Annotated in this window: 17 protein-coding genes and 1 pseudogene; 5 read left to right on the forward strand and 13 right to left on the reverse strand. The window is 51.2% G+C overall.

Annotated elements, in window-relative coordinates; all coding sequences use genetic code 11:
• Window positions 1-124: 124 nt before the first annotated feature.
• Window positions 125-1,597 (reverse strand): malate:quinone oxidoreductase, encoded by a 1,473-nt coding sequence (locus tag ACTHSN_RS07630; protein WP_070814109.1) that lies wholly within the window; start codon window positions 1,595-1,597, stop codon window positions 125-127.
• A 432-nt stretch (window positions 1,598-2,029) separates the two neighbouring features.
• On the opposite strand from ACTHSN_RS07630, the gene ACTHSN_RS07635 reads away from it, so the two are divergent.
• The 3 genes from ACTHSN_RS07635 to ACTHSN_RS07645 all read left to right on the forward strand — a co-directional run bounded on the left by ACTHSN_RS07635 (window position 2,030) and on the right by ACTHSN_RS07645 (window position 4,074).
• The gene (locus ACTHSN_RS07635) at window positions 2,030-2,524 is read left to right on the forward strand and encodes a hypothetical protein (RefSeq protein ID WP_070461252.1); all 495 of its coding nucleotides are present in this window, start codon (window positions 2,030-2,032) and stop codon (window positions 2,522-2,524) included.
• Window positions 2,525-2,606: 82 nt separating this feature from the next.
• Entirely contained in the window at window positions 2,607-3,236 is a 630-nt protein-coding gene (rsmG, locus tag ACTHSN_RS07640; protein ID WP_036493627.1) for a 16S rRNA (guanine(527)-N(7))-methyltransferase RsmG, read from the forward strand.
• Window positions 3,237-3,303: 67 nt separating this feature from the next.
• Entirely contained in the window at window positions 3,304-4,074 is a 771-nt protein-coding gene (locus ACTHSN_RS07645) for a ParA family protein (protein WP_070461253.1), read from the forward strand.
• A gap of 283 nt (window positions 4,075-4,357) precedes the next feature.
• Here ACTHSN_RS07645 and ACTHSN_RS07650 read toward each other — a convergent pair.
• From ACTHSN_RS07650 to ACTHSN_RS07690, 9 genes and pseudogenes are all read right to left on the reverse strand, one after another.
• Window positions 4,358-4,591 (reverse strand): annotated as a pseudogene (locus ACTHSN_RS07650) (DNA-formamidopyrimidine glycosylase family protein); the annotation flags it as partial.
• A 94-nt stretch (window positions 4,592-4,685) separates the two neighbouring features.
• Window positions 4,686-5,594: a retron St85 family RNA-directed DNA polymerase gene (locus ACTHSN_RS07655; protein ID WP_070461255.1), complete on the reverse strand. Its 909-nt coding sequence runs from the start codon at window positions 5,592-5,594 to the stop codon at window positions 4,686-4,688.
• 1 nt (window position 5,595) lies between these two features.
• On the reverse strand, window positions 5,596-6,450 hold the full coding sequence (locus tag ACTHSN_RS07660) for a retron St85 family effector protein (protein WP_070461256.1): 855 nt from the start codon (window positions 6,448-6,450) through the stop codon (window positions 5,596-5,598).
• A gap of 211 nt (window positions 6,451-6,661) precedes the next feature.
• Window positions 6,662-9,802, reverse strand: coding sequence for a DUF3418 domain-containing protein (locus ACTHSN_RS07665; protein ID WP_432760715.1), 3,141 nt, complete (start codon window positions 9,800-9,802; stop codon window positions 6,662-6,664).
• 65 nt (window positions 9,803-9,867) lie between these two features.
• Window positions 9,868-11,445 carry a lipooligosaccharide phosphoethanolamine transferase gene (lpt3, locus tag ACTHSN_RS07670; protein WP_141743136.1) on the reverse strand — a complete coding sequence of 526 codons (1,578 nt, stop codon included), beginning with the start codon at window positions 11,443-11,445 and terminating at the stop codon, window positions 9,868-9,870.
• Window positions 11,446-11,583: 138 nt separating this feature from the next.
• Window positions 11,584-12,978, reverse strand: coding sequence for an ATP-dependent RNA helicase HrpA (hrpA, locus tag ACTHSN_RS07675; RefSeq protein WP_083290053.1), 1,395 nt, complete (start codon window positions 12,976-12,978; stop codon window positions 11,584-11,586).
• Window positions 12,979-13,086: 108 nt separating this feature from the next.
• Window positions 13,087-13,473, reverse strand: coding sequence for a ribosome silencing factor (gene rsfS / locus ACTHSN_RS07680; RefSeq protein ID WP_002246503.1), 387 nt, complete (start codon window positions 13,471-13,473; stop codon window positions 13,087-13,089).
• 58 nt (window positions 13,474-13,531) lie between these two features.
• On the reverse strand, window positions 13,532-14,137 hold the full coding sequence (gene nadD / locus ACTHSN_RS07685) for a nicotinate-nucleotide adenylyltransferase (RefSeq protein WP_070461257.1): 606 nt from the start codon (window positions 14,135-14,137) through the stop codon (window positions 13,532-13,534).
• 18 nt (window positions 14,138-14,155) lie between these two features.
• A complete protein-coding gene (locus ACTHSN_RS07690) occupies window positions 14,156-14,740 on the reverse strand; it encodes a beta-class carbonic anhydrase (RefSeq protein ID WP_070461258.1) in 585 nt (194 codons plus the stop codon).
• A gap of 123 nt (window positions 14,741-14,863) precedes the next feature.
• On the opposite strand from ACTHSN_RS07690, the gene ACTHSN_RS07695 reads away from it, so the two are divergent.
• Both ACTHSN_RS07695 and ACTHSN_RS07700 read left to right on the forward strand, forming a co-directional pair.
• Window positions 14,864-15,754, forward strand: a complete 891-nt coding sequence (locus tag ACTHSN_RS07695) for an NUDIX hydrolase (protein WP_070461259.1) — start codon at window positions 14,864-14,866, stop codon at window positions 15,752-15,754.
• 15 nt (window positions 15,755-15,769) lie between these two features.
• Window positions 15,770-16,711: an ABC transporter ATP-binding protein gene (locus tag ACTHSN_RS07700; RefSeq protein ID WP_070461260.1), complete on the forward strand. Its 942-nt coding sequence runs from the start codon at window positions 15,770-15,772 to the stop codon at window positions 16,709-16,711.
• Between the two features lie 191 nt (window positions 16,712-16,902).
• Here ACTHSN_RS07700 and ACTHSN_RS07705 read toward each other — a convergent pair whose 3' ends face one another.
• The 3 genes from ACTHSN_RS07705 to zupT form a co-directional block, all read right to left on the reverse strand.
• Window positions 16,903-18,411 (reverse strand): AIPR family protein, encoded by a 1,509-nt coding sequence (locus tag ACTHSN_RS07705; protein WP_225905462.1) that lies wholly within the window; start codon window positions 18,409-18,411, stop codon window positions 16,903-16,905.
• A gap of 245 nt (window positions 18,412-18,656) precedes the next feature.
• Window positions 18,657-21,488, reverse strand: coding sequence for a valine--tRNA ligase (locus ACTHSN_RS07710; protein ID WP_107792385.1), 2,832 nt, complete (start codon window positions 21,486-21,488; stop codon window positions 18,657-18,659).
• Window positions 21,489-21,584: 96 nt separating this feature from the next.
• Window positions 21,585-22,394, reverse strand: a complete 810-nt coding sequence (gene zupT / locus ACTHSN_RS07715) for a zinc transporter ZupT (protein WP_002220178.1) — start codon at window positions 22,392-22,394, stop codon at window positions 21,585-21,587.
• Window positions 22,395-22,399 lie beyond the last annotated feature (5 nt).

Here is a 22,399-nt window from a genome sequence, read left to right on the forward strand (position 1 = left end):
TGATTTTCGGGTTTGAGTCGTGCAACATGCTGCCGCAGATTAGATTTCAGACGGCCTGAATGTCGCTATTTTAATGGTTTGAAAAAAGGCGGGCAAGAATGCCCGCCTTTGCGTCTGCTTCAATTTAGTGATGAATGCCCAAAACGGACGCGTTGTGGCTGATGATTTCGTCCGCCAAAGTCGGATTGTCGTTCAGCTTGATACCGTAGCCGGGCACCAATTCTTTCAGACGGCCTGACCATGATTCGGCATGATCTGGGAAGCATTGGTTGATCAGCTTAATCATCAAAGGTACGGCGGTTGATGCACCTGGGGACGCGCCCAACAATGCGGCCAGAGAGCCGTCGGCATGGGCGACGATTTCGGTACCGAATTGGAGTACGCCGCCTTTTTTCGGGTCTTTTTTGATGATTTGCACACGCTGACCGGCGGTAATCAGTTCCCAGTCGTCAGGATTGGCTTCCGGATAATACTCTAAGAGCGAAGTGAAGCGTTCTTCTTTGGTTTTACGCAATTCGCCCAAGAGGTATTTGGTCAGCGGCATATTAGCCCAACCGGCGCGGAGCATAGGATAGAGGTTGTCCATGTGGATGGACATCGGCAAATCCATGAGCGAGCCTTGTTTGAGGAAGTTGGGGCGGAAGCCTGCATACGGGCCGAACATCAAATGGCGTTGGCCGTCCACGTTGCGGGTATCCAAATGCGGAACAGACATAGGGGGCGCGCCGACGGAGGCTTGGCCGTATACTTTGGCGTTGTGTTGCGCGGCCGTTTCGGGATTGCTGTTGCGGAAGAAGAGGCCGGAAACCGGAAAGCCGCCGTAGCCTTTGCCTTCGGGGATACCGGATTTTTGCAGCAGGGTCAGTGCGCCGCCGCCTGCGCCGAGGAAGACGAAACGGGTGCGGAGTGTCAACGGGTCGTCATCGTCTTTGGTGCTGCTGGTTTTCAGCACCCATGCGCCGTCCGATTCGCGGTTGAGGTCGTCGACATGACGGTTGAATTTGATTTTTACGCCTTTGTCGCTCAAGTATTTGACCATTTGGCGGGTCAGGCTGCCGAAATCGACGTCTGTGCCTTCGGCGGAGTAGTTGGCGGCGATGGATTGGTTTTCATCACGGCCGTTGACAACCAGCGGCGCCCATTCGGCAATTTTGGCGCGGTCGGTAGAAAACTCCATTTTTTCAAAGAGTTTTTGGTTTTTGAACACGTCGAAACGTTTTTGCAGATAACTGCAATGGTCGGCGTTCATCACCAGCGACATATGGGGGACGGAATTGATGAAAGTGCGGTCGGTCAGTTTGCCTTCTTCGACCAAAGTCGCCCAAAATTGGCGGCTGATATGGAATTGTTCGGCAATATTGAGGGCGCGGGTCGGATCGATCGTGCCGTCGGCAGTCAGGGGCGCATAGTTCAATTCACACAGCGCAGAGTGTCCCGTACCGGCATTATTCCATGCATTTGATGATTCCAACGCTACATCTTCCAAGCGTTCGATCAGGGTGATTTCCCAAGATGGTTCGAGTTCTTTGAGCAATACGCCCAAAGTGGCGCTCATAATGCCGCCGCCTACTAATACGACATCGGTTGCTTCAGCCATGGTTTTACTCCTACTAAAGTCAGGCATGGTTTGCCTTGTGGTTATCTATCATTATAAACAACTGATTTCAGAGGAATTGCTTTGTTTTTGTAGTGTGTGAAACTTTTGTTGCCTGCTGAGTTTCCGAGCGTAAATAGCGGGAGGCAGTTTCGGTTTGGGTTCCAGATTTCAGGTCTTTATAATATGTTATTGAGAATTTAGTAGATTTTACGGAGAAATGCAAAGATTTTCTGTTCGGTTCATATAAAAATAAGAGATTAGGCCGTCTGAAAACGTTTTCTTAACCTTTATCTACCAACGTTTGCCAAGAAAAAAGAATTTTTCATTTCTTTTTTAATTGACCGTTTTTGTCAGCAATTTCAGCGCTAACAAACGTGAATCAACCGCCAATCTGCTATCATTTCGACTTATCCCACAACAAGGCAAGCCGCCATGTACCTGACTCAAGAAAAGCCCTACCGCCCCCTATTGGTCGCACTGATGTTCCTCACTCTGCCGCTGGCGATGATATTGCACAATATCGTGCAAATCGCCTTTTCAGACGGCCAAGGCCTGCTGATAACGGTCAAAGATGGCGCGTGGGCATGGCAAAGCGGTTGGCAGGACTCCGTCGCATGGTTTGTCTGCGGCATGTTTGCCTTCCTCAACCTGCCGATTGCCGGCGGACTGACTAAGCTGGCGTATAAAAAAATGATGCGCCGGCATTCGCGTTACGCCCTATTCCTTGCCGGTGTCGCAGCGTGTGCCTCAGCGGCGGCAGGCTTGATTTTTGAAGCCATCTTAGGCAATGCCGCATTGGCCGGTATGCTCGGGCAAGGCGTGTTTTACTACACCCTCTCCGTATGGATCATCGCCATGCTGACCCTGCCCAAACAGCTCACGCGCGCGCCGGAACAGCCCATCGTCTTTCACAAGATGAAACGTTGATTCAACAAGCACAAACATTTTCAGACGGCATGCTTTCCGTTACCATTACATCCAACGCGTTTTAACCAATAAGGAATAACAAATGAATCAGGCGCAACAGCTCCGCGACGGCATACAGGCACTGGGTTTGGACATCGACGAAGCCAAACAGGCCAAACTGCTAGACTATGCCGCCCTGCTGCAAAAGTGGAATAAAACCTACAACCTGACCGCCCTGCGCGATCCCGCCCAAACCGTCAGCCATCACCTGCTCGACAGCCTGACCCTCCTGCCCTATATCGAACACGCCCAAACCATGCTCGACGTCGGCTCCGGCGGCGGACAGCCCGGCATACCCACCGCCATCTGCCGCCCCGACCTTGACATCACCCTCCTCGATGCCAACACCAAAAAAACCGCCTTTTTACAACAAGCCGTGATCGAACTCGGCCTTAAAAACGTCCGCGTCATCAGCGGCCGCGTAGAAGCCGCCGCCGACTGCCGCGCCGACGTCATCACCAGCCGTGCCTTTGCCGAACTCGCCGACTTCGTCAACTGGACCGAACACCTCCTCAAAGACGGCGGCTACTGGGCGGCCATGAAAGGCGTATATCCGCAAGAAGAAATCGACAAACTGCCCGAAAGCGTCGCCGTCGAAAAAGTCGAAGCATTGCACGTCCCCCAACTCAATGCCGAACGCCATATCGTCATCATCCGCAAAAAGGCCGTCTGAAAACAACCCAAGCATACCGAATAACGGTACAATCCAGCCATCCACACTTAACACGACAGCAAAGCACATGAGCGCACAAATCCTCGCCGTCGCCAACCAAAAAGGCGGAGTCGGCAAAACCACCACCACCGTCAACCTAGCCGCCTCCCTGGCCTCAAAAGGCCGCCGCGTCCTCGTCGTCGACCTCGACCCCCAAGGCAACGCCACCACAGGCAGCGGCATCAACAAAGCCACCATCGAAAACGGCGTATATCAAGTTGTCCTCGGCGAAACCGACATCCTTAACGCCGTCGTCCGCAGCAAAGAAGGCGGCTACGACGTATTGGGCGCCAACCGCACACTGGCCGGCGCAGAAGTCGAACTCGTCCAAGAAATCGCACGCGAAATCCGCCTCAAAAACGCCCTGCAGCTTGTTGCCGACGACTACGACTACGTCCTCATCGACTGCCCCCCGTCCCTGACCCTGCTCACCCTCAACGGCCTGGTCGCCGCCAACGGCGTCATCGTCCCCATGCTTTGCGAATACTACGCCCTCGAAGGCATCTCCGACCTCGTGGCCACCGTCCGCAAAATCCGCCAAGCCATCAACCCCGACCTCGACGTAACCGGCATCGTCCGCACCATGTATGACAGCCGCAGCCGCCTCGTCGTCGAAGTCAGCGAGCAGCTTAAACAACACTTCGGCAACCTGCTCTTCGACACCGTCATCCCCCGCAACATCCGCCTCGCCGAAGCCCCCAGCCACGGCCTCCCCGCCCTCGCCTACGACGCCCACGCCAAAGGCACCCAAGCTTATCTTGACTTGGCCGATGAACTGATTGCACGGTTGGAAAAATAAACAGGGATAGGGATATAAGAAGGCCGTCTGAAAGGTAGAAAGTGCTTTCAGACGGCCTTTGGTTTGATTGGAAAGAACATTTTTAAAAAAGACCGCGTGCGTGCGTACCGCACACACCCTACACACGGGGTTTGTGGGATTGCAGGTAGGGTGTGTGCCCAAAGGCACGCACGCGGTTTGATGCAGGCTACAGCTTGCTACACACGGATTCCAAGTTTGGCGTGATTTGTAGGTGGAATGTGTTTCAAAAGGCACGCATGCGGTTTGATGCAGGCTACTACTTGCTGCCCGACATACCCAAATGAACCAGCGGCACGCCTGTGTCAAAACGAATCAGCAGGTATTTGGCATGGCGGCGGCATTCACGCACCACCAACCCGCGCAGGGTTTCAGGCAGCGCAGGCGGGATTTGCCAGCGCAGCTTGGGCTCACGGACGGTTATGGCGGAGACGGTTTGGTTGAGGATATGCGGGGCGATGCCGCGCAGGGTGGTTTCTACTTCGGGGAGTTCGGGCATGGTTGGGGATTAGGTATGTTTTTTTAAGGGATGGAATTATAAAGTTAAAAAAACTGTTTTAAAGCACTATATGCGTTTTGGCACAATTACTTGCTTATAGATTTGCAGACTGCAATTCTTGTTCAAGTTTAATTGCAAATTCCTTATCAATACCTTTTAGGAAGGCAATTCTTCCTTTTAACGTTTGTATTTCTTCATCAGTTAATTTGCCGTGTATTGCATTATGAATTGCAGCTCTCAATTTTCTTTTTTTATCTCTGCCAATACTAATTTTTCCTGTATTTGAAATGACCAATCCTGTTAATGTTCTATTATGTTTTCTTGATAAGAATACTGTTTTTTCTTGATTTAATTTTAAATTTTTTGGATATTCTAAATTAGACAAGATATGTTCAATATCACACAGAATTCCCTTTAAGATATGAGGTATATTGGTTGAAAATGCTAAATCGTCGGCATACCTTGTATAAACTACACCTTTCTTAGAACATATCTCTTGAATTAAGCAATCAAATTTATAAAGGATAATATTTGATACATGGGGAGAGCTTGGTGCACCTATTGATAAATAATAATTGTCATCTTTATTTTTGCAAAACAGTAATAAACCCAAAATATCTCTATCTTCTTCACTAAACTGGGGCATTGACCGATTTATAAATTCATAAAAATCTTGAATATTTATTGAATTAAAAAAATTTTTAAAGTCAAGTTTAAGTAAATACTTATTTGACTTATGCTGTTCTGCATGATCTAAAATGCCTTTTCCTTTAATGTAAGCAGTTGCTGCTTTATGAATTGGGCTGTTTTGAAAATATTGGTTGATAACCCAACGTTGTACAATTTTTAAACTTTTGGTGGGTTGGGCAATTTCTCTTTCCCCACCATGCCTTTTTTGGATAGTATGAAATTTATATCTATTTGGTGCAGTTTGGATAAAAATAATTGCACTAACCGTTGAGAAAGAGAAAGTCTTCTTAAAATTTTCTAAAACAGATAACATATTATCTACCCATTTCTATTTTGAACAAATTTCTATCAAATGTTTTACCATTTTTTTTCATATAGTAGTTTACACATGGCATGTATTTAATATTGTCATTAATAAAGTATAGTGTATTATTCCCTGATCTCTTACTTCCAATAACTTCCAAAACCTGAAGTAATCGGAAAAATTTTTTTAGATTAAACTTATTTATATCAATAGAAAAATTTACAAGTAAATCTTTATAGAAGCTTATTGTATTATTTGGAAATAAATCCATTAAATCAACTAATAAAATTATTATATCTTTTTCTAATTCAATATTTAGCAAATCTTTTTTTGGACTAGTAATAATTTCCAAAAAATGATCTGATATTTCTTTACATTCTTCCTTAAAAAAATCTTTCGTACTATCTAATGCCCAAATATTTTTTGATTCCTCGTCATTATTTTTAATTTTCAAAATTGGACCATAATTTAAAAAACTAGCATGATTTTCATTAATGTATTTTTCTTCTGATACAATTAATAAATTTCTATACAAAAAAGGAAAACATGAAAAAATACCTATTTCAGCATAAGAACCTACACTTTCCGAGAAAATAATAGCCCCTTGTGAAATAGATACAACATCTTTTTCAAAATCCACAAGATTTTTGTAATAGTTGTTAAAATTAAACCAATCAGGATAATCCTCCGGTCTGCTGATTTGATATTTAGCAATATCATGTTTAATATTCCAGTGATATTTTAGGAAAAGATTGCGAAATGAATTTTCTTTACTAGAACCAAAAACCCATATAAAAGGTAATGCATCTTTTATATGGGTTTGATGAATTTGAATTAATGATAGGAACGATTTAACAGCGGTCATAAAAAGCTAACTACCTAAATTAAGCGAGAATTCGGGCTTTCTCCCGACTTCTCTAACGAGAAGGCGGGAGAAAGCCCGAATTCTCGCGGAGATGTAGTCAATTAATATTCAGTCTAGCGAAACGCCTGACTATGAACGACTAAATTTAAATTCAATCATCCAAAAACGCGTAATTAGCAAACTGGATTTTAGCCCGAAGCACGCGAAAAGTCTAGCCTTTATAGCTATCCCATTCCCTCAACAACCTCTTCACCGACACCGGATACGGCGTCTTCAACTCCTGCGCAAACAGCGACACCCTCAATTCTTCAATCATCCATCTAAACGCGGCTAGGTCGTCTGAAACGGGCAATCCTTGTTTCACCAAGCCGTCGGTTTTTTCCTGCCACATTTGTTCCAGTTCTTGAATATCGGCTTCGCGGGCGGCGTCTCGCGCTGGGTTGCTGCTGTATTTTTCGAGGCGCAGGGTCATGGCTTTGAGGTAGATAGGCAGGCGCGGCCATTGTGTCCACGGGGTGCGGGTGGCGAAGCCGGCGGCGAGCAGGGTTTGCAGGCGTTGGCGTATGAGGTGGGTGAGCGGGTGTTTGCCGAGTTTGCCGTTCAGTTCGGCGTAGGCGGCGGCGGTTTCCTGCAAGTAGCGGCTGAGGGCTTCTTTGACGGCGGGCAGGCGGCTGCGGGCGCGTTTGATTTGCTCTTTAAAGGCTTTTTCGTTGCGCGGCAGCTCGTCTTCGCCGATAAAGGCGCGGTCGCAGACGGCTTGGGTGAGGTCGTCGCGCAGGGTGTCGGCGTTGATGTGTTTGAGCAGCATAGCGGCTTGGGTGAAGCCTTGGATGCCTTTGTTCAGGTCTTTAACTTGTTCTTTTAGTTGTAGTTTCATGAGTTCGATCACGCCTTGACGGTGTGCCTGTTCGGCGGCGTCGGACGTGTCGAACAGGCGCAGGGCGATACGGCCGTCTTTTTCTTTTTGCAGGCCGAGGTAGCCGGTGAGCTGCTGTTTGCCGCGGGCGAATTTGATGGATTCGGGCAGGGTGCCGATGTCCCATGCGGTAACGTTGTCGCGCTCGAATTCTTGCGTGTTGTCGCGGAAGGTGACGGCGGCGGCTTGGCCGAGTTGTTGTTGCAATTCGTGCAGTTTGCGGCCGCCGGCAAGCTCTTGTCCGCCGTCGTCGATAATGCGCAGATTCAGATAGCAGTGTTCGGGCAATTTTTGCGCCGCCCATGCGTCTTGGTCGATTTGCTCGAGAATCCGCATATCGCCGGCGCTTTTGGCGATAAAGTGCGCCAACTGGGGAATAATGGCCGTTTGGCGGTCGGGATTGCTTTCGAGGAATTTGGTAATGAAATCGGGTACGGGCACGCAAATGCGGCGGATTTGCTTCGGCAGTGCTTTAATCAGCAGCTGGATTTTTTCGCGCAACATACCGGGCACCAGCCATTCGAGTGACGGCGCATGCAGGCGGTTGAGGACGGTCAGCGGCACGGTCATGGTCACGCCGTCGAGCGGATGGTGCGGCTCGAAGCGGTAGGAAAGTTTGAACTTGCCGTCTGCGGTTTGCCAGAATTTGGGGAACTGCTCTTCGGTAATGTGCGCAGCGGCGTGTTGCATCAGATCGTCGCGGCTGAGGAACAGCAGACGCGGATTGTCGCGCTCGGCGGTTTTGAGCCAGGCTTCAAAGGTGCGAATATCGGCAAGGGGCAAAGGTTTCAGACGGCCTTTTGGGAGTGCAGGCTGCTTTTTGGGTTTGGGGTCGTCTGGAACTGTTGAAGCTGCGGCACTCTGTCCCCTCTCCTGTGGGAGAGGGCTAGGGAGAGGGTTTGTTGAGGTTGCGGAAAAGTTGGTTTGGGTGGCAACTGTTTTGCCCTCTCCCCGACCCTCCCCTGCGGGGGAGGGGGTGGGTTGCTGGGTAGCGTAGGTTGGGTTGTCAAACCCAACAGTTTTTGCAGTTGCGGCTGATGTTGGGTTTTCAACCCAACCTACGGTGTAGCCGTGATTTTCATTTTGGCGAGACCCATTACGCTTGTTTTTACGAAACTCGTTGCGCTCATTTTCAGACGACCTTTCGGCTTTGTCGGATTCAATAAGCCGTACGGATTCTTCGCTTCCCCAAACGCCGCCTTTCGCGTCTTTCCACACCAGCTCGGGCAGGCGTTCGTTATAAAACGCAAACAGGGCTTCGTCATCGACCAATACGTCTTGCTTACGAGACTTGTGTTCGAGTTCGGTAATTTCTTTAATCAGCTTTTTATTGTGGGCAAAAAAGGCCGTCTGAAGATTGCTTTCCTGCGCCACCAATGCGCCGCGGATAAAGATTTCGCGTGCTTCTTCGGGCGCAACTTTGCCGTAAGACACGGGGCGGCGCGGCAATACGGTCAGGCCGTAAAGCGTCACGCGTTCGCTGGCGACGACTTCGCCGCGTTTTTGTTCCCAGTGCGGCTCGAAATAATGGTAGCGGACGAGGTGCGGCGCCTCCTGCTCGATCCATTCGGGCTGGATAACGGCGACGTCGCGCGCGTAAAGGCGCGTGGTTTCAACCAATTCTGCCGCCATCACCCATTTGGGCTTGGCTTTGAACAGGGCTGATGCAGGGAAAAGGTGGAAACGGCTGCCGCGCGCGCCAGTATAGTCGTTGCCGTCGGGCGATTTCATGCCAACGTTGGCGATAAGGCCGGTCAGCAGGGCGCGGTGGATTTGTTCGTAGCCGGCTTCTTTGGCGGCACGGATTTGTGCGCGATGTTGTTTCTTATCCAGTTGTTTTTGTTTGAGTTTGGCCGCCAAATCTTGGTCGCCTTGGCTTTCAGACGGCCTTAATTGCTCTTGGGTAGAAGGTTGTCGAAACGCTGCTTCTTTAGTGGTCAAACCCATTTCAATCGCGGTTTGGGCAAGCTGGTGATGCAGCTCGCGCCATTCGCGCATACGCAGGTGTGACAGGAAATATTGGCGACACCACTGCACCAGCTGCTTGTTGGACAAGCCTTTATCGCGCTCGCGCTGGAAGCTGTCCCAAATATTCAGATAGGCAAGGAAGTCGGATTGCTTGTCGGTAAAGCGTTCATGCGCCTTGGCCGCGGCATCGCGCGCTTCCAGCGGCCGCTCGCGCGGGTCTTGAATCGACAGCGCGGACGCGATCACCAATATTTCCGCCATGCAGTCGTGTTTCTTCGCCGCCAGCAAAATGCGCGCGATTTTCGGGTCGATAGGCAGGCGCGCCATTTGTTCGCCGAGTTTGGTCAGGCGGTAGCGCGTGTTGGCACCGATATGGCCCGAACTATTTTGCAGGCCGTCTGAAACATTGACTGGATTGGATCGTGCATCCATGCCTGATCCGCGTACTTGGTTTTTCATATTTTGCATAGTCTTGTCGGTCGGGCATCTTCCCCGACATCATCTAAATTTGTCTTTATTGGTTTTCACGCCGCTTATTGCGGATAAACATATTCCGCCTTGCCATCGCGAATGTTCAAGCTGCCTGCATCGCCCGTAATCAGATTGCCCGTTACCGAGCCTTCGCGACAACCTGAAACCGGCATATCGTAGCCCAGCGTATGAATCAGAAACGTTGAAAGCTGCTGATGGAAGGCAATCTCGCAAGGCGCAAAAGCCTGGTTGGCAGCCTGTTGCACGGCCTTATCCGGGCTGTACAACACCAGCGGCACGAGATAGCTGTCGGGCTGCACCGTGCCTTGATTGTAGGTATCTTTGCGCACATACTGGCCATGATCGGAGGTATAGGCAAACAGCCAGTTGCCGTCAGGCTGCTTTTGCAGCTGCTCGAATACGGTTTGAATCATTTGGTCGGTTTTGTGGATGGTGTTGTCGTACTTATCCACAATATTGGCTTCGCCGAATACTTTATCTTGCGGCTGCAACAATGCGCCGTATGGGACGTGCGAACCGCGTTGGTGCAACACAATAAAATGCTTGCCCTGCTGCAAATTGATTTTGTCAAACAGCGGCAGCAGTTTCTCATCGGGCATATTGTCGCCGTTGCCGTAGCCAAGCTGCGTCGGCTGAATCAGATGGTCTATCCATTTCTTACCGATTAAGTTCAAAATTGCCATCTCGTTTTCCGCCTGCGCGCTATAAAAATACGTTTCATAGCCCTGCTCTTTAGCGAGGCGGAACATATTGGTATCGCCGCTGCTGATTTGCTCATAGCCGTTGGCATGCGGTATCGCATTGAAAAAGCTGGGCAGGGACACAGCCGTCATCAAAGCGGCGGAATAGCTTTGTTTCACAATCGGCTTAAAGTCGGCTTGTGACAGCTGGGTCAAAAACGGCGAAGTCTCGCGCCCGTAGCCAAACAGTTTCAAATGCGTCGCGCTTTCGCTTTCGCCCATAATCAGGATGATATTTTGAACATTGCCCTGCCCAATTTTGCTTGGCGCAGACTGTTTGAACACAGGAATCTTGCTTAAATCAAACAACTGATACGGCAACACGCGTCCGACAAAATAGCCGAAGCTGAAATAATTGGCTTTGATACGGCTATATGTCGGCTTGGGCGAAATACCGTGTTCCTGCGTCGTACTGAATGAACGTCCAAAAATCAGCAACATCGCTGCAATAAACAAAATATCGGCGGCAAAGTGCGTCTTACGGCGGAACTTGGCAAGGCTGCAAAACAGCACGACTTCCAACACGCCCCACAACGCAGGCAGCCACAACTTATCCAACATCGACGCCCCCGCGCTGCCGACTTCGGTAACCTCTTTCAGCATCAGCCAATAATTAATGCCCGTCATCCAGCTTTGATAAACCGCATAATGCACATTGTTGGCAATGATGCTGAACGCAAAAAACACCGCAATCAACAAACGCGTCGCCTTATAACGCGCAAACAGATAAAGCGCAGCAATCACAAATGTCAGCGCAAACGTTTCCGCAATTTTCGCAGCCGGTAAGGTTTCAATTCCGAATACAAAACGATAGGCAATTTCGCTGGCAGTCAGTAAAGATGAATACAGAACAAGTGTGAGGAAAGATTTTTTCATCATTAATATTTCACAATAAAAAATTTACCGATTGGGTTTTAAAACCCAATATTCCCTTTTCAATAGTTTTTAGTTTCTCAATGATTTAGGCCGTCTGAAAATGAAACATGGCCTGCCTTTTTATGAAGAAAGTTTTTATTTTCAGACGGCCTCCACCGCCCCCAATTCCAGCAATACCTGAAAACCGTCATTGATATACCTCGAATCGGGCATTTCTAAAAATGGGAATGCTGCTACGTCGCCCAGGTTCAGCGATGCCATGCGCAGGATGACGGCGGCGAGGTTGCTGCGGACGATTTCTGGGTCGGTGAATTCGGGGCGGCTGTTGAAATCTTCTTCTGAAAACAGTCGGATACATACGCCTGCGGAGACGCGGCCGCAGCGGCCGGAGCGTTGGCGGGCGGCGGCTTGGGAGATTTTCTCTACATGAAGCTGTTCCACTTTCGCCCGTGCGGAATAGCGTTTGACGCGTGCAAGGCCGGTGTCGATGACGTATTTGATTCCCGGTACGGTGAGCGAAGTTTCGGCGACGTTGGTTGCTAACACGATGCGGCGTTTCGCGCCTGAAGGGTGGAAGATTTTGTGCTGCTCGGCGTGTGACAGGCGTGCGAACAGGGGCAGGATTTCGTCGTTGCGGCGCAGCGTGGATTTGCGCAGGGCTTCGGCGGCTTCGCGGATTTCGCGCTCGCCCGGCAGGAACACCAAGATATCGCCCTCGCCGTAGCGCGCCAATTCGTCGGCTGCATCGACAATCGCGTCGGTCAGCTCGACTTCTGCATCGTCTTCGTCTTTGCTGGTCAGCGGTCGGTAGAGGATTTCGACGGGATAGGTACGTCCGCTTACTTCCAGTACAGGCGCGCCGTTGAAGTGTTGGGAGAAGCGTTCTGCGTCTATGGTTGCCGAGGTGATGATGACTTTTAAATCGGGGCGGCGCGGCAGAAGCTGTTTCAGGTAGCCCAAGAGGAAGTCGATATTCAGGCTGCGCTCGTGCGCTTCGTCGATGATAATCGTGTCGTAGGCGGCGAGATAACGGTCGGTCTGGGTTTCTGCCAACAGGATGCCGTCGGTCATCAGCTTGACGCAGGCATCGCGCGAGGTGTGGTCGGTAAAGCGCACTTTATAGCCGACCGCGCTGCCGATTTCTGATTTCAACTCTTCGGCAATCCGCTCTGCCACGGAGCGCGCGGCCAAACGGCGCGGCTGGGTATGCCCGATCAACCCTGCCGCCCCGCGCCCGAGTTCCAAACAAATCTTGGGCAACTGTGTGGTTTTGCCCGAACCGGTTTCGCCGCAAATAATTGTTACCTGATTCTCGGCAATGGCTTTTTTGATTTCGTCGAGTTTTTCGTGAACGGGCAGCGTGTTGTCGAATTCGGGCTTGGGCAGTTTGGACAGGCGTTGCAGATAGAGGTCGTGCGATTTTTTGTATTTTTCCTCAACCTTGGCTAAGCCGCCGTATTTATTGGGGTTTTTAAAGGCAGATCGCAGAAAATGGCGGTCTTTGGAGAGGGTTTGGGCGAAATCGGGTTTCGGCATGATGGTGCAATAAATTGAATATTGTGAAAAGAATGAAATTATAGCAAAAGGCCGTCTGAAACTTGCTTGCTTTCAAGTTTCAGACGGCCTTTGTATGGATAAACCGTTTTAGTCGGCGGCGTGCCAAGGTTTTTGCATACCGGCGTGGAAACTCGGTTTTTCTCCACCCCACAAGGTGTCGATGTCGTAGAAGTCGCGCACGGCAGGGAGCATGACGTGGACAACGAGGTCGCCTGCGTCGACGAGCGTCCATTCGCCGCTGTCGCCTTCGGTGCTGAGGATTTCAAAACCGGCTTCTTTCAAATCGACGGCAACGTTGTTCGCCAGTGCTTTGACTTGGCGTGTGCTGTCGCCGCTGGCAATAATCATGCGGGCGAACAGGGAGGTTTTGTCTTGGGTTTCCAAAACAGAGATGTCTTTGGCTTTAATGTCTTCGAGGGCGTTTACGGCCACTTCGACCATTTTTTGCAGGTCTTGCAATTCTTGTTCGTTCATTATTTTCCTAGTTGAAATGTTTTCAGACGGCATTATAGCTTATCTGCCTGAATAAACGCTATTTTTCATAGAGTTTGTGTTGGCGGATGTACTGGGCGACAGGTTGCGGCAGGCCGTCTGAATGGTGCATTTTGACGAGATCGGCACGGATTTGGGTGGAGCTGGTGTTGTGCAGCGGCGCGTTGAGGATGCGGACGCTGCCGTTTTGCAGGGCTTCACCGAGCCATGCGTGCAATTCGCGCGGGGTTTTGTTGAGGTTGTCGCCTTGGCGCATGGCGATGGCGATATGGGTCTGGCGCACGAGGGTTTGCCATTTTTTCCATGTGTGCAGCTGCATCAGGCTGTCGCTGCCCATCAGCCACCACAGTTGCGCGCCGGGAAACTGCTGGCGGAAGATTTGGACAGTGTCAAACGTATAGGTCGCGCCGTCACGGACAATGTCGCAGTCGCTGGCGGCGAATTTTGGCTCGTCGGCGATGGCGAGTTCGACCATATTGAGGCGCTCTTGTGCCGGCGTGCGCGTGCTGTCTTTGTGGTACGGGTCGCCTGCCGGCAGGAAGACGACAAGGTCCAAACCGATTTCGTCGGCAAAGGCGCGGGCGATGTGGAGGTGGCCGTTGTGGATGGGGTCAAACGTGCCGCCGAATAATCCGATGTTTTTCATTTCGTGGTGGTGTCTGCGTTAGATGTTTTGGCCGTCTGAAGCAGGCAGGCTGCCGTCAACAATCAGGTTGAGCTTGCCTGTGGTCGGGTGGATGACCAGGCCGTGGATGGCGATGTTGTCGGGCATCAGCGGATGTTTGCGAATCAGCTCGACGGTATGGCGCACGCTGTCTTCGACGTTGTCAAAACCGGTAAGCCAGCCGTCCAAATCGATACCGGCATTGCGCAGGGTTTCGATGCGGTCGTCGGGGATATTGCTGTCGTGTACGCGTTGGAGGAACTCTTCGGCGTGCAATCCGCGCATACCGCAGTCGTGGTGGGCAATGACCATGATTTCTTTGACTTTGAGTTCAAATACGGCAACCAACAAACTGCGCATCACCGAACCCCAAGGGTGGGTCACCAGCGCACCGGCGTTTTTGATGAGCTTGGCGTCACCATTTTTCAATCCTAAAGCATTGGGCAGCAATTCGATAATGCGTGCGTCCATGCAGGAAAGAATGGCCAGCTCGCGGCCGGGGTATTTGTTGGTGAAATATTTTTCGTACTCTCCCGATTCAACGAAACGTTGGTTGTAGGAAAGGATATCGGTCAATTCACTCATGATGATGTGCTCGTTTCGGATGATTTACTCTATTATAGCGGTTTTCAGGGGGTATGGTTGTTTTGCAAATTCGCCGTAAACGGCTAAAATCGACGTATCTTTAGTTCTTTTGGAGGATGCGCCATGTCTCAGTCTTTCCGTTTTGAACAAGTATTCACACCCGATATCCACGACGCATTGTGGGATTGGGCGCAAACAAGCTATGGCGCATCCGACGATTGGTGCATTCTGTATCTCAACGGCCTGCCTTTAGGCCGTCTGAACCCGTTATGGCGCGAACGCCTCGGGCGCGATTGGACAGGCAGGCAGTCGACCCTTTCAGACAGCCTGAATTTGGAAACAGACAGCTGGCCGGAAATGGGCGACAGTTTGCAAACGCTGGCGCAACAATGGCGAGAGTGCGGTTGGCTCAAAGGTTGGCGCGGTGAAAAGTTTGACATCTGCAACCAGTCGGGCAAGCCTTTATGCGCACTAGAACGCGCCGCCTTCCGTCCGTTCGGCCTGATGAGTCAGGCTGTGCATTTGAACGGATTGGTCGAAACAGAAAACGGTTTGCGCTTTTGGATAGGCCGCCGTAGTCCGCACAAAGCCGTTGATCCAAACAAACTCGACAACCTGACCGGAGGCGGCATCAGCAGCGGCGAGAGGCCGTCTGAAGCTGTCTGTCGCGAAGGTGAAGAAGAAGCAGGCATTCCCGCTTCCTTAACCCCCCATATCCGACCGACTGCCCAAATATATAGTTTGCGCCCCGTTAACCGCGGTGTCCACAACGAAACCCTGTATATCTTCGACATCGTCCTGCCCGAAGGCTTCCAACCTGCCAACCAAGACGGCGAAGTCGCCGGTTTTGAACTGATGGACATCCCCACCCTGCTTGATGCCATGTTGGGCGGACACATGATGCACGATGCCCAACTGGTTACGATCGAAGCCTGCCGTCGATACGGCTTAATCGACCCCAAACATCCGCTGTCCGCATGGCTCGACAGCATCCGTTGCCGACCCCATTTTTAAAGGCCGTCTGAAACCATGTTGCAACTCAAAAACATCAACAAACGCTTCGGCAGCAAAACCGTTGCCCAAAACATCAACCTAAACGTCGACGCAGGCGAAATCCTCGCCGTACTCGGCCGCTCCGGCTGCGGCAAATCCACCCTGCTCAAAACCATCGTCGGCCTGGTGCGTCCCGACAGCGGCGAAGTCTGGCTCAACGGCGACAACATCACCGACATGCCGTCTGAAAAGCGCAATATCTCGCTGATGTTTCAAGACTACGCCCTTTTGCCGCATTTAACCGCCCTCGACAACGTCGGTTTCGGCCTCAAAATGCGCCGTCTGCCCAAAGCCGAAATCGAAGAACAATCCATGCAGGCCTTGCGCGACATCAGTTTGGAACACGAAGCCCAACGCAAACCCGAAAGCCTCTCCGGCGGCGAACAGCAACGCCTCGCCATCGCACGCGCCCTCATCACGCGCCCGTCGCTGTTGCTCTTGGACGAAGCCTTCTCCAGCCTCGACACCCACCTGCGCCACCACCTGCGCACCCTGACCGCCGAACGCATCCGCAGTCAAAACATCCCCGCCATCCTCGTGACCCACTCCGCCGAGGAAGCCTGCACCATGGCCGACACCATCGCCATCATGCACGAAGGCCGCATCCTCCAACACGGCACGCCGGAAACCCTTATCCGCCGCCCCGTCAACGCCCAAGCCGCCCTACTGCTCGGTTTGGCCAACACCGGCGACACACGCTACATCCCCCAACACGCCATCCGATTCGACCCGAACGGCACAGCCGTCCGCATCAGCGAAGCCATTCCTCTCGCCGAAGGCATACGCCTCACCCTCACCCATCCGCAATACGGCGATTTAATTTGGTATCCCCATGCCGACCACGATACGGACAAACCGCAAACCGGACAGGAAATCAGCATCAGCGTGGATGAAAATCAGATTGTTTGGTTTGATTGAATGTGATGGATTAAAAAAAAGAAAAAGGCCGTCTGAAAAGCAACAAACACCGTCATTCCCGCGCAGGCGGGAATGACGGCGGATGGGTTTGGGGCGGGGGAAAGGTTTCAGGCTGACTTGGGAAGGGCAGCCTGAAAATGGGGAGGCCGTCTGAAAGACGGATTCAGACGGCCTCCCCATTGGTTAGTCGGTTACTTCAAGTAATTAATTAAATCTCCACGTCTAAACGTGGCGGCAAGTTGTTGTAAAGAAATTTCTGAGCTATCGTTGTAAAGTGCAGCAAGTGCCTGCCGGATGTCCTGTATTGCTGCTTGAAGGTAAGCTTCGCCCTTTTCATCCAGCCGTGCCTGCAAAGAAACGAAATTTTGATGATTAACCAAATCAAATGATGCCAATCCTGAATCTGCAAGAAGTTTCCTGCCAATCTGCATGGCAATAAAACAGGAAGCATAACGGACAAAGTCGGGATCATTTTCCTGCGGGCGTTTTCTTCTGTTCTCTGCCATACGGTAAATCAATACGGACAATACCGCCTGCGCCCCGTTCAAATTATCGAAAATTTCGCCATACAATTTACCAAAATGCTCCTTGGTGAAAAATTTCGCCTGCTGGGGTTTTTCTTTGACAACCGAAAGTACCGCTTCGGCAACCGTGCCTGATGTAATATCGTTTTTTCCTGCTTCCTGGCTACGCTTGCGTCGGTAGGTGTAACCCAACTCTGCAATCGATATCTCCAAACGCTGCTGCTGGGGATCGTTGGCTCTCAAATCCTTCAAATCCACAGGATTTTGGCTGTTGGTGGCATGGGTGATTTTCATAACCAAATCGTTTTGCTCTTTTGGCAGCTCGTAGATGCGCACCAACACGCTGGCATTGTCCGAAATATCGGAAAAATCTGCTATTGCGTTCATCAGGGTCATGGATGTCTGACCGCCGTTTACAATCTGCAAATCCGTAACATTGACCTGGTAATCGGATGTCTGCAAGGCATTATAGGAAAAACTTCTGCATATCAAAGTCAGCCCGTTATTGTAAAAATAGAAATTATCCGGCTCGTGTTGCAGGGTTCTTTGGATATCCTGATTAACGCGGTTTCCTGTCAAACCGAGATAACGGCGGATATTCCTTTCCAGTAGTTTTTCGCCATGCTGTCTCATTAATTGGGCAATTTCTTTAACAGGAATCCGCCCGATACAGACGCGGCTGAAATTCATATCTTCAATTACTGCTTTGCCTTTCAGCCGCAATACGGCATCGACAGGTTTTGTGCGGCTACGGATAGCCAGCAGGGTTTCATGGTTGGCATACTCCCATGACACTTGGGATACAGATTGAAATTCGCGGTCAATATCGGTTTGCGCTTCCCGGTTCCATTTCAGCCCGTTGTTGCAGGCGATAACCCGAATCTGCGGTATCTGCCCGTCCCGAATACGTGAGCGGATATCTTCGACTTTGGCTTTCAAGCGCATATTGATGCCGCCCAAATCGGCAGCCGGATTAAACAGATATTGAACGGCCTTGATTAATTTTTCTATGCCGGTTTGTGGGAAATTTTTATTTCCGTCCAAACTCTTGGCGTATTTTGACTGGATAAGGACAACGGAAAATTCCCCATCGTTTTCTTCATCTATATAAACAGCATCCGTTCCAAAATCTCCGCCTCCGTCAACCAGACAATCCAAGGCTGTTTCTTCATCCAAATCCAAAATGTCTTTGATACAGATAAAAGTAAACAGGGCGGATTTGAGTTTGTCCGTGTCATTTGGGTTGATGTTCAAAATTTGGCATACTTCATCTTTGGTTTCCTGCGGAATACCTAAAAGCTGTTGGTCTAAAATAGAAGCAGCGATATCCATGATAGTCTCCGTACATTTTTGAATTTTTAAAATATGAAAGCTGTGTTTCGGCCTGAAAACCACTCCACCGTTTTCAGGCTGCCTTCCAATCACCCTCTCAACTTCGCCAATTGCCCTTCCACTTTCCCCATCTTATCCATCAACTCCGCCAATTCCGCCTTATCCTTCTCCACCAGATGTGCGGGGGCTTTGTCCACATAGCCGGGTTTGGAGAGTTTGGCGTTGAGTTTGTCCAAGGCTTTTTGCAGCTTCTCGGCTTCTTTGCTCAAACGGGCGGTTTCGGCGGCTTTGTCGATTTCGACTTTCAGCATCAGGCGCGCGCCGTTGCAGACGGCGACAGGTGCGTCTTCCGCTTCCGGCAAGCTGTCCACCAGCTTGGCTTCGGTCAGTCGGGTCAGCGACGGCAGGTATTTGAGCAGGCCTTCGAGTTCTGCGTTGCCTTCGACAAAGAGCGGCGCTTTGACGTTTGGCGCGATACCCATTTCGCCGCGTAGTTTGCGCACTTCTTCCACCAAGTCTTTCAATGCGGCCATTTTATCGAAGGCCGTCTGAACGATTTTCTCTTTATCGGCTTGCGGATAGGCGGCCAACATGATGCTGTCGGCGGTTTTGGCATTCGCCAGAGGCGCAACGACCTGCCACAGCTCTTCGGTAATGAACGGCATGATTGGGTGCAGCAGGCGCAGGATGGTTTCGAGTACGCGCACGAGGGTGCGGCGTGTGGTGCGCTGGGTTGTCGGGCAGCCGGTTTGGATTTGCACTTTTGCCAGCTCGATGTACCAGTCGCAATATTCGTTCCACACAAATTCGTACAGCGTTTGTGCGGCAAGGTCGAAGCGGTAGGTTTCAAAGGCTTCGGCAACGGCGGCTTCGGCCTGTTGCAGTTTGCCGATAATCCATTGGTCGGCAAAGGTAAACGCCAACGGCTGCATTTCGTCTTGACCGCAGTCTTTATCTTCGGTGTTCATCAACACGAAGTTGGTGGCGTTCCACAATTTATTGCAGAAATTGCGGTAGCCTTCGGCGCGTTTGAAGTCGAAGTTGACGCTGCGGCCGAGGCTGGCGTAGCTCGCCATGGTGAAGCGCAATGCGTCCGCGCCCATGCTCGGAATGCCTTCAGGGAAGAGTTTTTTGGTTGCTTCTTCCACTTTCGGCGCGGTTTCGGGTTTGCGCAGGCCGGTCGTGCGTTTCACCAGCAGCTTGTCCAAGTCGATGCCGTCAATCAAATCCACAGGGTCGATGACGTTGCCTTCGGATTTGGACATTTTTTTGCCTTCGTGGTCGCGCACGATGCCGTGGATGTACACGTCTTTAAACGGTACTTTGCCGGTGAAGTGGGTGGTCATCATAATCATGCGCGCCACCCAGAAGAAGATGATTTCGTAGCCGGTTACCAAGACATTGGACGGCAGGAAGGCTTTGAGTTCGTCGGTTTCAGACGGCCAGCCGAGTGTGGAGAACGGCACGAGCGCGGAGGAGAACCATGTATCCAATACGTCTTCTTCGCGGGTCAAACCTGTTTTGCCGGCTTGTTTTTCGGCTTCTTCCTGATTGCGGGCGACGTACACATTGCCTTCGTTGTCGTACCATGCAGGGATTTGATGGCCCCACCACAGTTGGCGCGAAATACACCAGTCTTGGATGTTGTTCATCCATTGGTTGTAGGTATTGACCCAGTTTTCAGGGATAAAACGTACCGCGCCGCTATCAACGGCTTTTTTGGCTTTGTCGGCCAGGCTCAAACCTTTGAACTCGCTGTCAGGCTCGCCGCCGTTTGGCGTGGCGGACATAGCGACAAACCATTGGCTGGTCAGCATCGGCTCAATCACGGAACCGGTACGGTCGCCTTTCGGCGTCATCAGCGTGTGCGGTTTGATTTCGACCAAGAAACCTTGTTCCTGCAAATCGGCAACCATTTGTTTGCGCGCGGCAAAGCGGTCTAAGCCTGCGTATTTTTCAGGCAGGGCAAAGCCTGGTTGCGCTTCGCCTTTGAAGTTAAACACTTCGGCGTTTGCCAGCACTTTGGCTTCCAAATCAAACACATTAATCAGGCGCGTGTCGTGGCGTTTGCCGACTTCGTAGTCGTTGAAGTCGTGCGCAGGCGTGATTTTCACGCAGCCGGTACCGAAGTCTTTTTCGACGTATTCGTCGGCAATCACGGGGATGGTGCGGCCGGTCAGCGGCAGGATTAATTCCTTGCCGATCAAATGCGTATAACGTTCGTCTTCAGGATTGACGGCAACGGCCACGTCGCCCAACAGCGTTTCAGGGCGGGTGGTCGCCACGATAACGGCTTCGGCGGGATTGTCCGCCAGCGGATAGCGGATGTGCCACATAGAGCCTTGTTCTTCCACGCTTTCCACTTCCAAATCAGATACTGCCGTACCCAAAACCGGATCCCAGTTCACCAAGCGTTTGCCGCGGTAAATCAAGCCTTGTTCATACAGACGCACAAACACTTCGGTTACGGTTTCGGCGCGCACGTCGTCCATCGTGAAATACTCACGCGTCCAGTCGGCAGAGCAGCCCACGCGGCGCATTTGTTGGGTAATCGTACCGCCGGAAACTTCTTTCCATTCCCACACTTTTTCCAAGAATTTCTCGCGGCCCAAGTCATGACGGGACACGTTTTGCGCGGCAAGTTGACGCTCGACCACGATTTGCGTGGCAATGCCCGCGTGGTCGGTGCCCGGAATCCAGGCGGTGTTGCAGCCTTTCATGCGGTAGTAGCGGGTTAGACCGTCCATGATGGTTTGGTTGAAGGCATGGCCCATGTGCAGCGTACCGGTTACGTTGGGCGGCGGCAGTTGGATGGAGAAAGACGGTTTGGTCAAATCCATATCAGGCTGGAAATAGCCCTGCTCTTCCCAGTTTTGATAATGTTTGGATTCGATTTCGGCTGGATTGTATTTGTCTAACATGATGGAACTTTGTGAAATTAAGGTTATTTTTGATGTGCGGATTATAACGCAAAAAGGCCGTCTGAATCATTTCAGACGGCCTTTGGCATACGGGTTTTAAAAACGGAACAATACCAGGCTGACGGCAATCACCGCCATACCCGTTGTCAGGCCGTAAACGGTTTCATGGCCGTCTGAATAGCGTTTGGCGGCCGGCAGCAGCTCGTCCAACGCCAAAAACACCATCACACCAGCTATCACGCCGAACACCGAACCGAACACGGCAGGCGATAAAAACGGCTGCAAAACCAAATAGCCCAAAGCCGCCCCCAAAGGCTCGGCCAAGCCGGATAGCAGACACGCCCATACCGTTTTCTTACGGCTGCGGGTGGCAAAATAAACCGGCGCGGCGATGGAAATGCCCTCCGGAATATTATGGATGGCAATCGCCAAGGCCAAAGGCATCCCGACCGCCGGATTTTCCAAGGTGGCAAAAAACGTCGCCAAGCCTTCGGGGAAATTGTGCGCAGTAATCGCAAACGCCGCCATCATGCCGACTCGCGCGATATGGCGGCGTTTACTTTCTTGAAACGACGGGTCTTGCGCGTCTAAAGTTTCATGCGGGTTCGGCACCAGGCGGTCAATCAGCGCAATGCCGCCCATTCCGGCCAAAAATGCCATCGTTGCCGCCGCAAACGCGTGGTCTTTATCATAAATTTCAGCGAACGCCTCGCTGGATTTACTGAAAATCTCCGTCAGGGAAACATACACCATCGCACCGCCGGCAAATGCCAAACCAAACGACAACACGCGCGGATTGGGCGTTTTGGAAAACATCACCAAGCCGCTGCCTAATACGGTAAACAAACCGGCAGCCAACGTGATGGAAAAGGCAACGGCCAAATTGGACATCGAAAAATCGGGCATAAGAA

The sequence above is a fragment of the Neisseria sp. P0009.S010 genome (genome assembly GCF_051958545.1).
Classification (GTDB): domain Bacteria; phylum Pseudomonadota; class Gammaproteobacteria; order Burkholderiales; family Neisseriaceae; genus Neisseria; species Neisseria subflava_A.

Coding starts and splice junctions, on each gene's coding strand:
- ACTHSN_RS07655 (WP_070461255.1), bottom strand. CDS start 5,594: ATGTTATCTGTTTTAGAAAATTTTAAGAAGACTTTCTCTTTCTCAACG.
- zupT (WP_002220178.1), bottom strand. CDS start 22,394: ATGCCCGATTTTTCGATGTCCAATTTGGCCGTTGCCTTTTCCATCACG.
- hrpA (WP_083290053.1), bottom strand. CDS start 12,978: ATGCCGAAACCCGATTTCGCCCAAACCCTCTCCAAAGACCGCCATTTT.
- lpt3 (WP_141743136.1), bottom strand. CDS start 11,445: ATGATGAAAAAATCTTTCCTCACACTTGTTCTGTATTCATCTTTACTG.
- ACTHSN_RS07700 (WP_070461260.1), top strand. CDS start 15,770: ATGTTGCAACTCAAAAACATCAACAAACGCTTCGGCAGCAAAACCGTT.
- ACTHSN_RS07710 (WP_107792385.1), bottom strand. CDS start 21,488: ATGTTAGACAAATACAATCCAGCCGAAATCGAATCCAAACATTATCAA.
- ACTHSN_RS07690 (WP_070461258.1), bottom strand. CDS start 14,740: ATGAGTGAATTGACCGATATCCTTTCCTACAACCAACGTTTCGTTGAA.
- ACTHSN_RS07660 (WP_070461256.1), bottom strand. CDS start 6,450: ATGACCGCTGTTAAATCGTTCCTATCATTAATTCAAATTCATCAAACC.
- ACTHSN_RS07635 (WP_070461252.1), top strand. CDS start 2,030: ATGTACCTGACTCAAGAAAAGCCCTACCGCCCCCTATTGGTCGCACTG.
- ACTHSN_RS07665 (WP_432760715.1), bottom strand. CDS start 9,802: ATGCAAAATATGAAAAACCAAGTACGCGGATCAGGCATGGATGCACGA.
- nadD (WP_070461257.1), bottom strand. CDS start 14,137: ATGAAAAACATCGGATTATTCGGCGGCACGTTTGACCCCATCCACAAC.
- ACTHSN_RS07630 (WP_070814109.1), bottom strand. CDS start 1,597: ATGGCTGAAGCAACCGATGTCGTATTAGTAGGCGGCGGCATTATGAGC.
- rsfS (WP_002246503.1), bottom strand. CDS start 13,473: ATGAACGAACAAGAATTGCAAGACCTGCAAAAAATGGTCGAAGTGGCC.
- ACTHSN_RS07695 (WP_070461259.1), top strand. CDS start 14,864: ATGTCTCAGTCTTTCCGTTTTGAACAAGTATTCACACCCGATATCCAC.
- ACTHSN_RS07645 (WP_070461253.1), top strand. CDS start 3,304: ATGAGCGCACAAATCCTCGCCGTCGCCAACCAAAAAGGCGGAGTCGGC.
- rsmG (WP_036493627.1), top strand. CDS start 2,607: ATGAATCAGGCGCAACAGCTCCGCGACGGCATACAGGCACTGGGTTTG.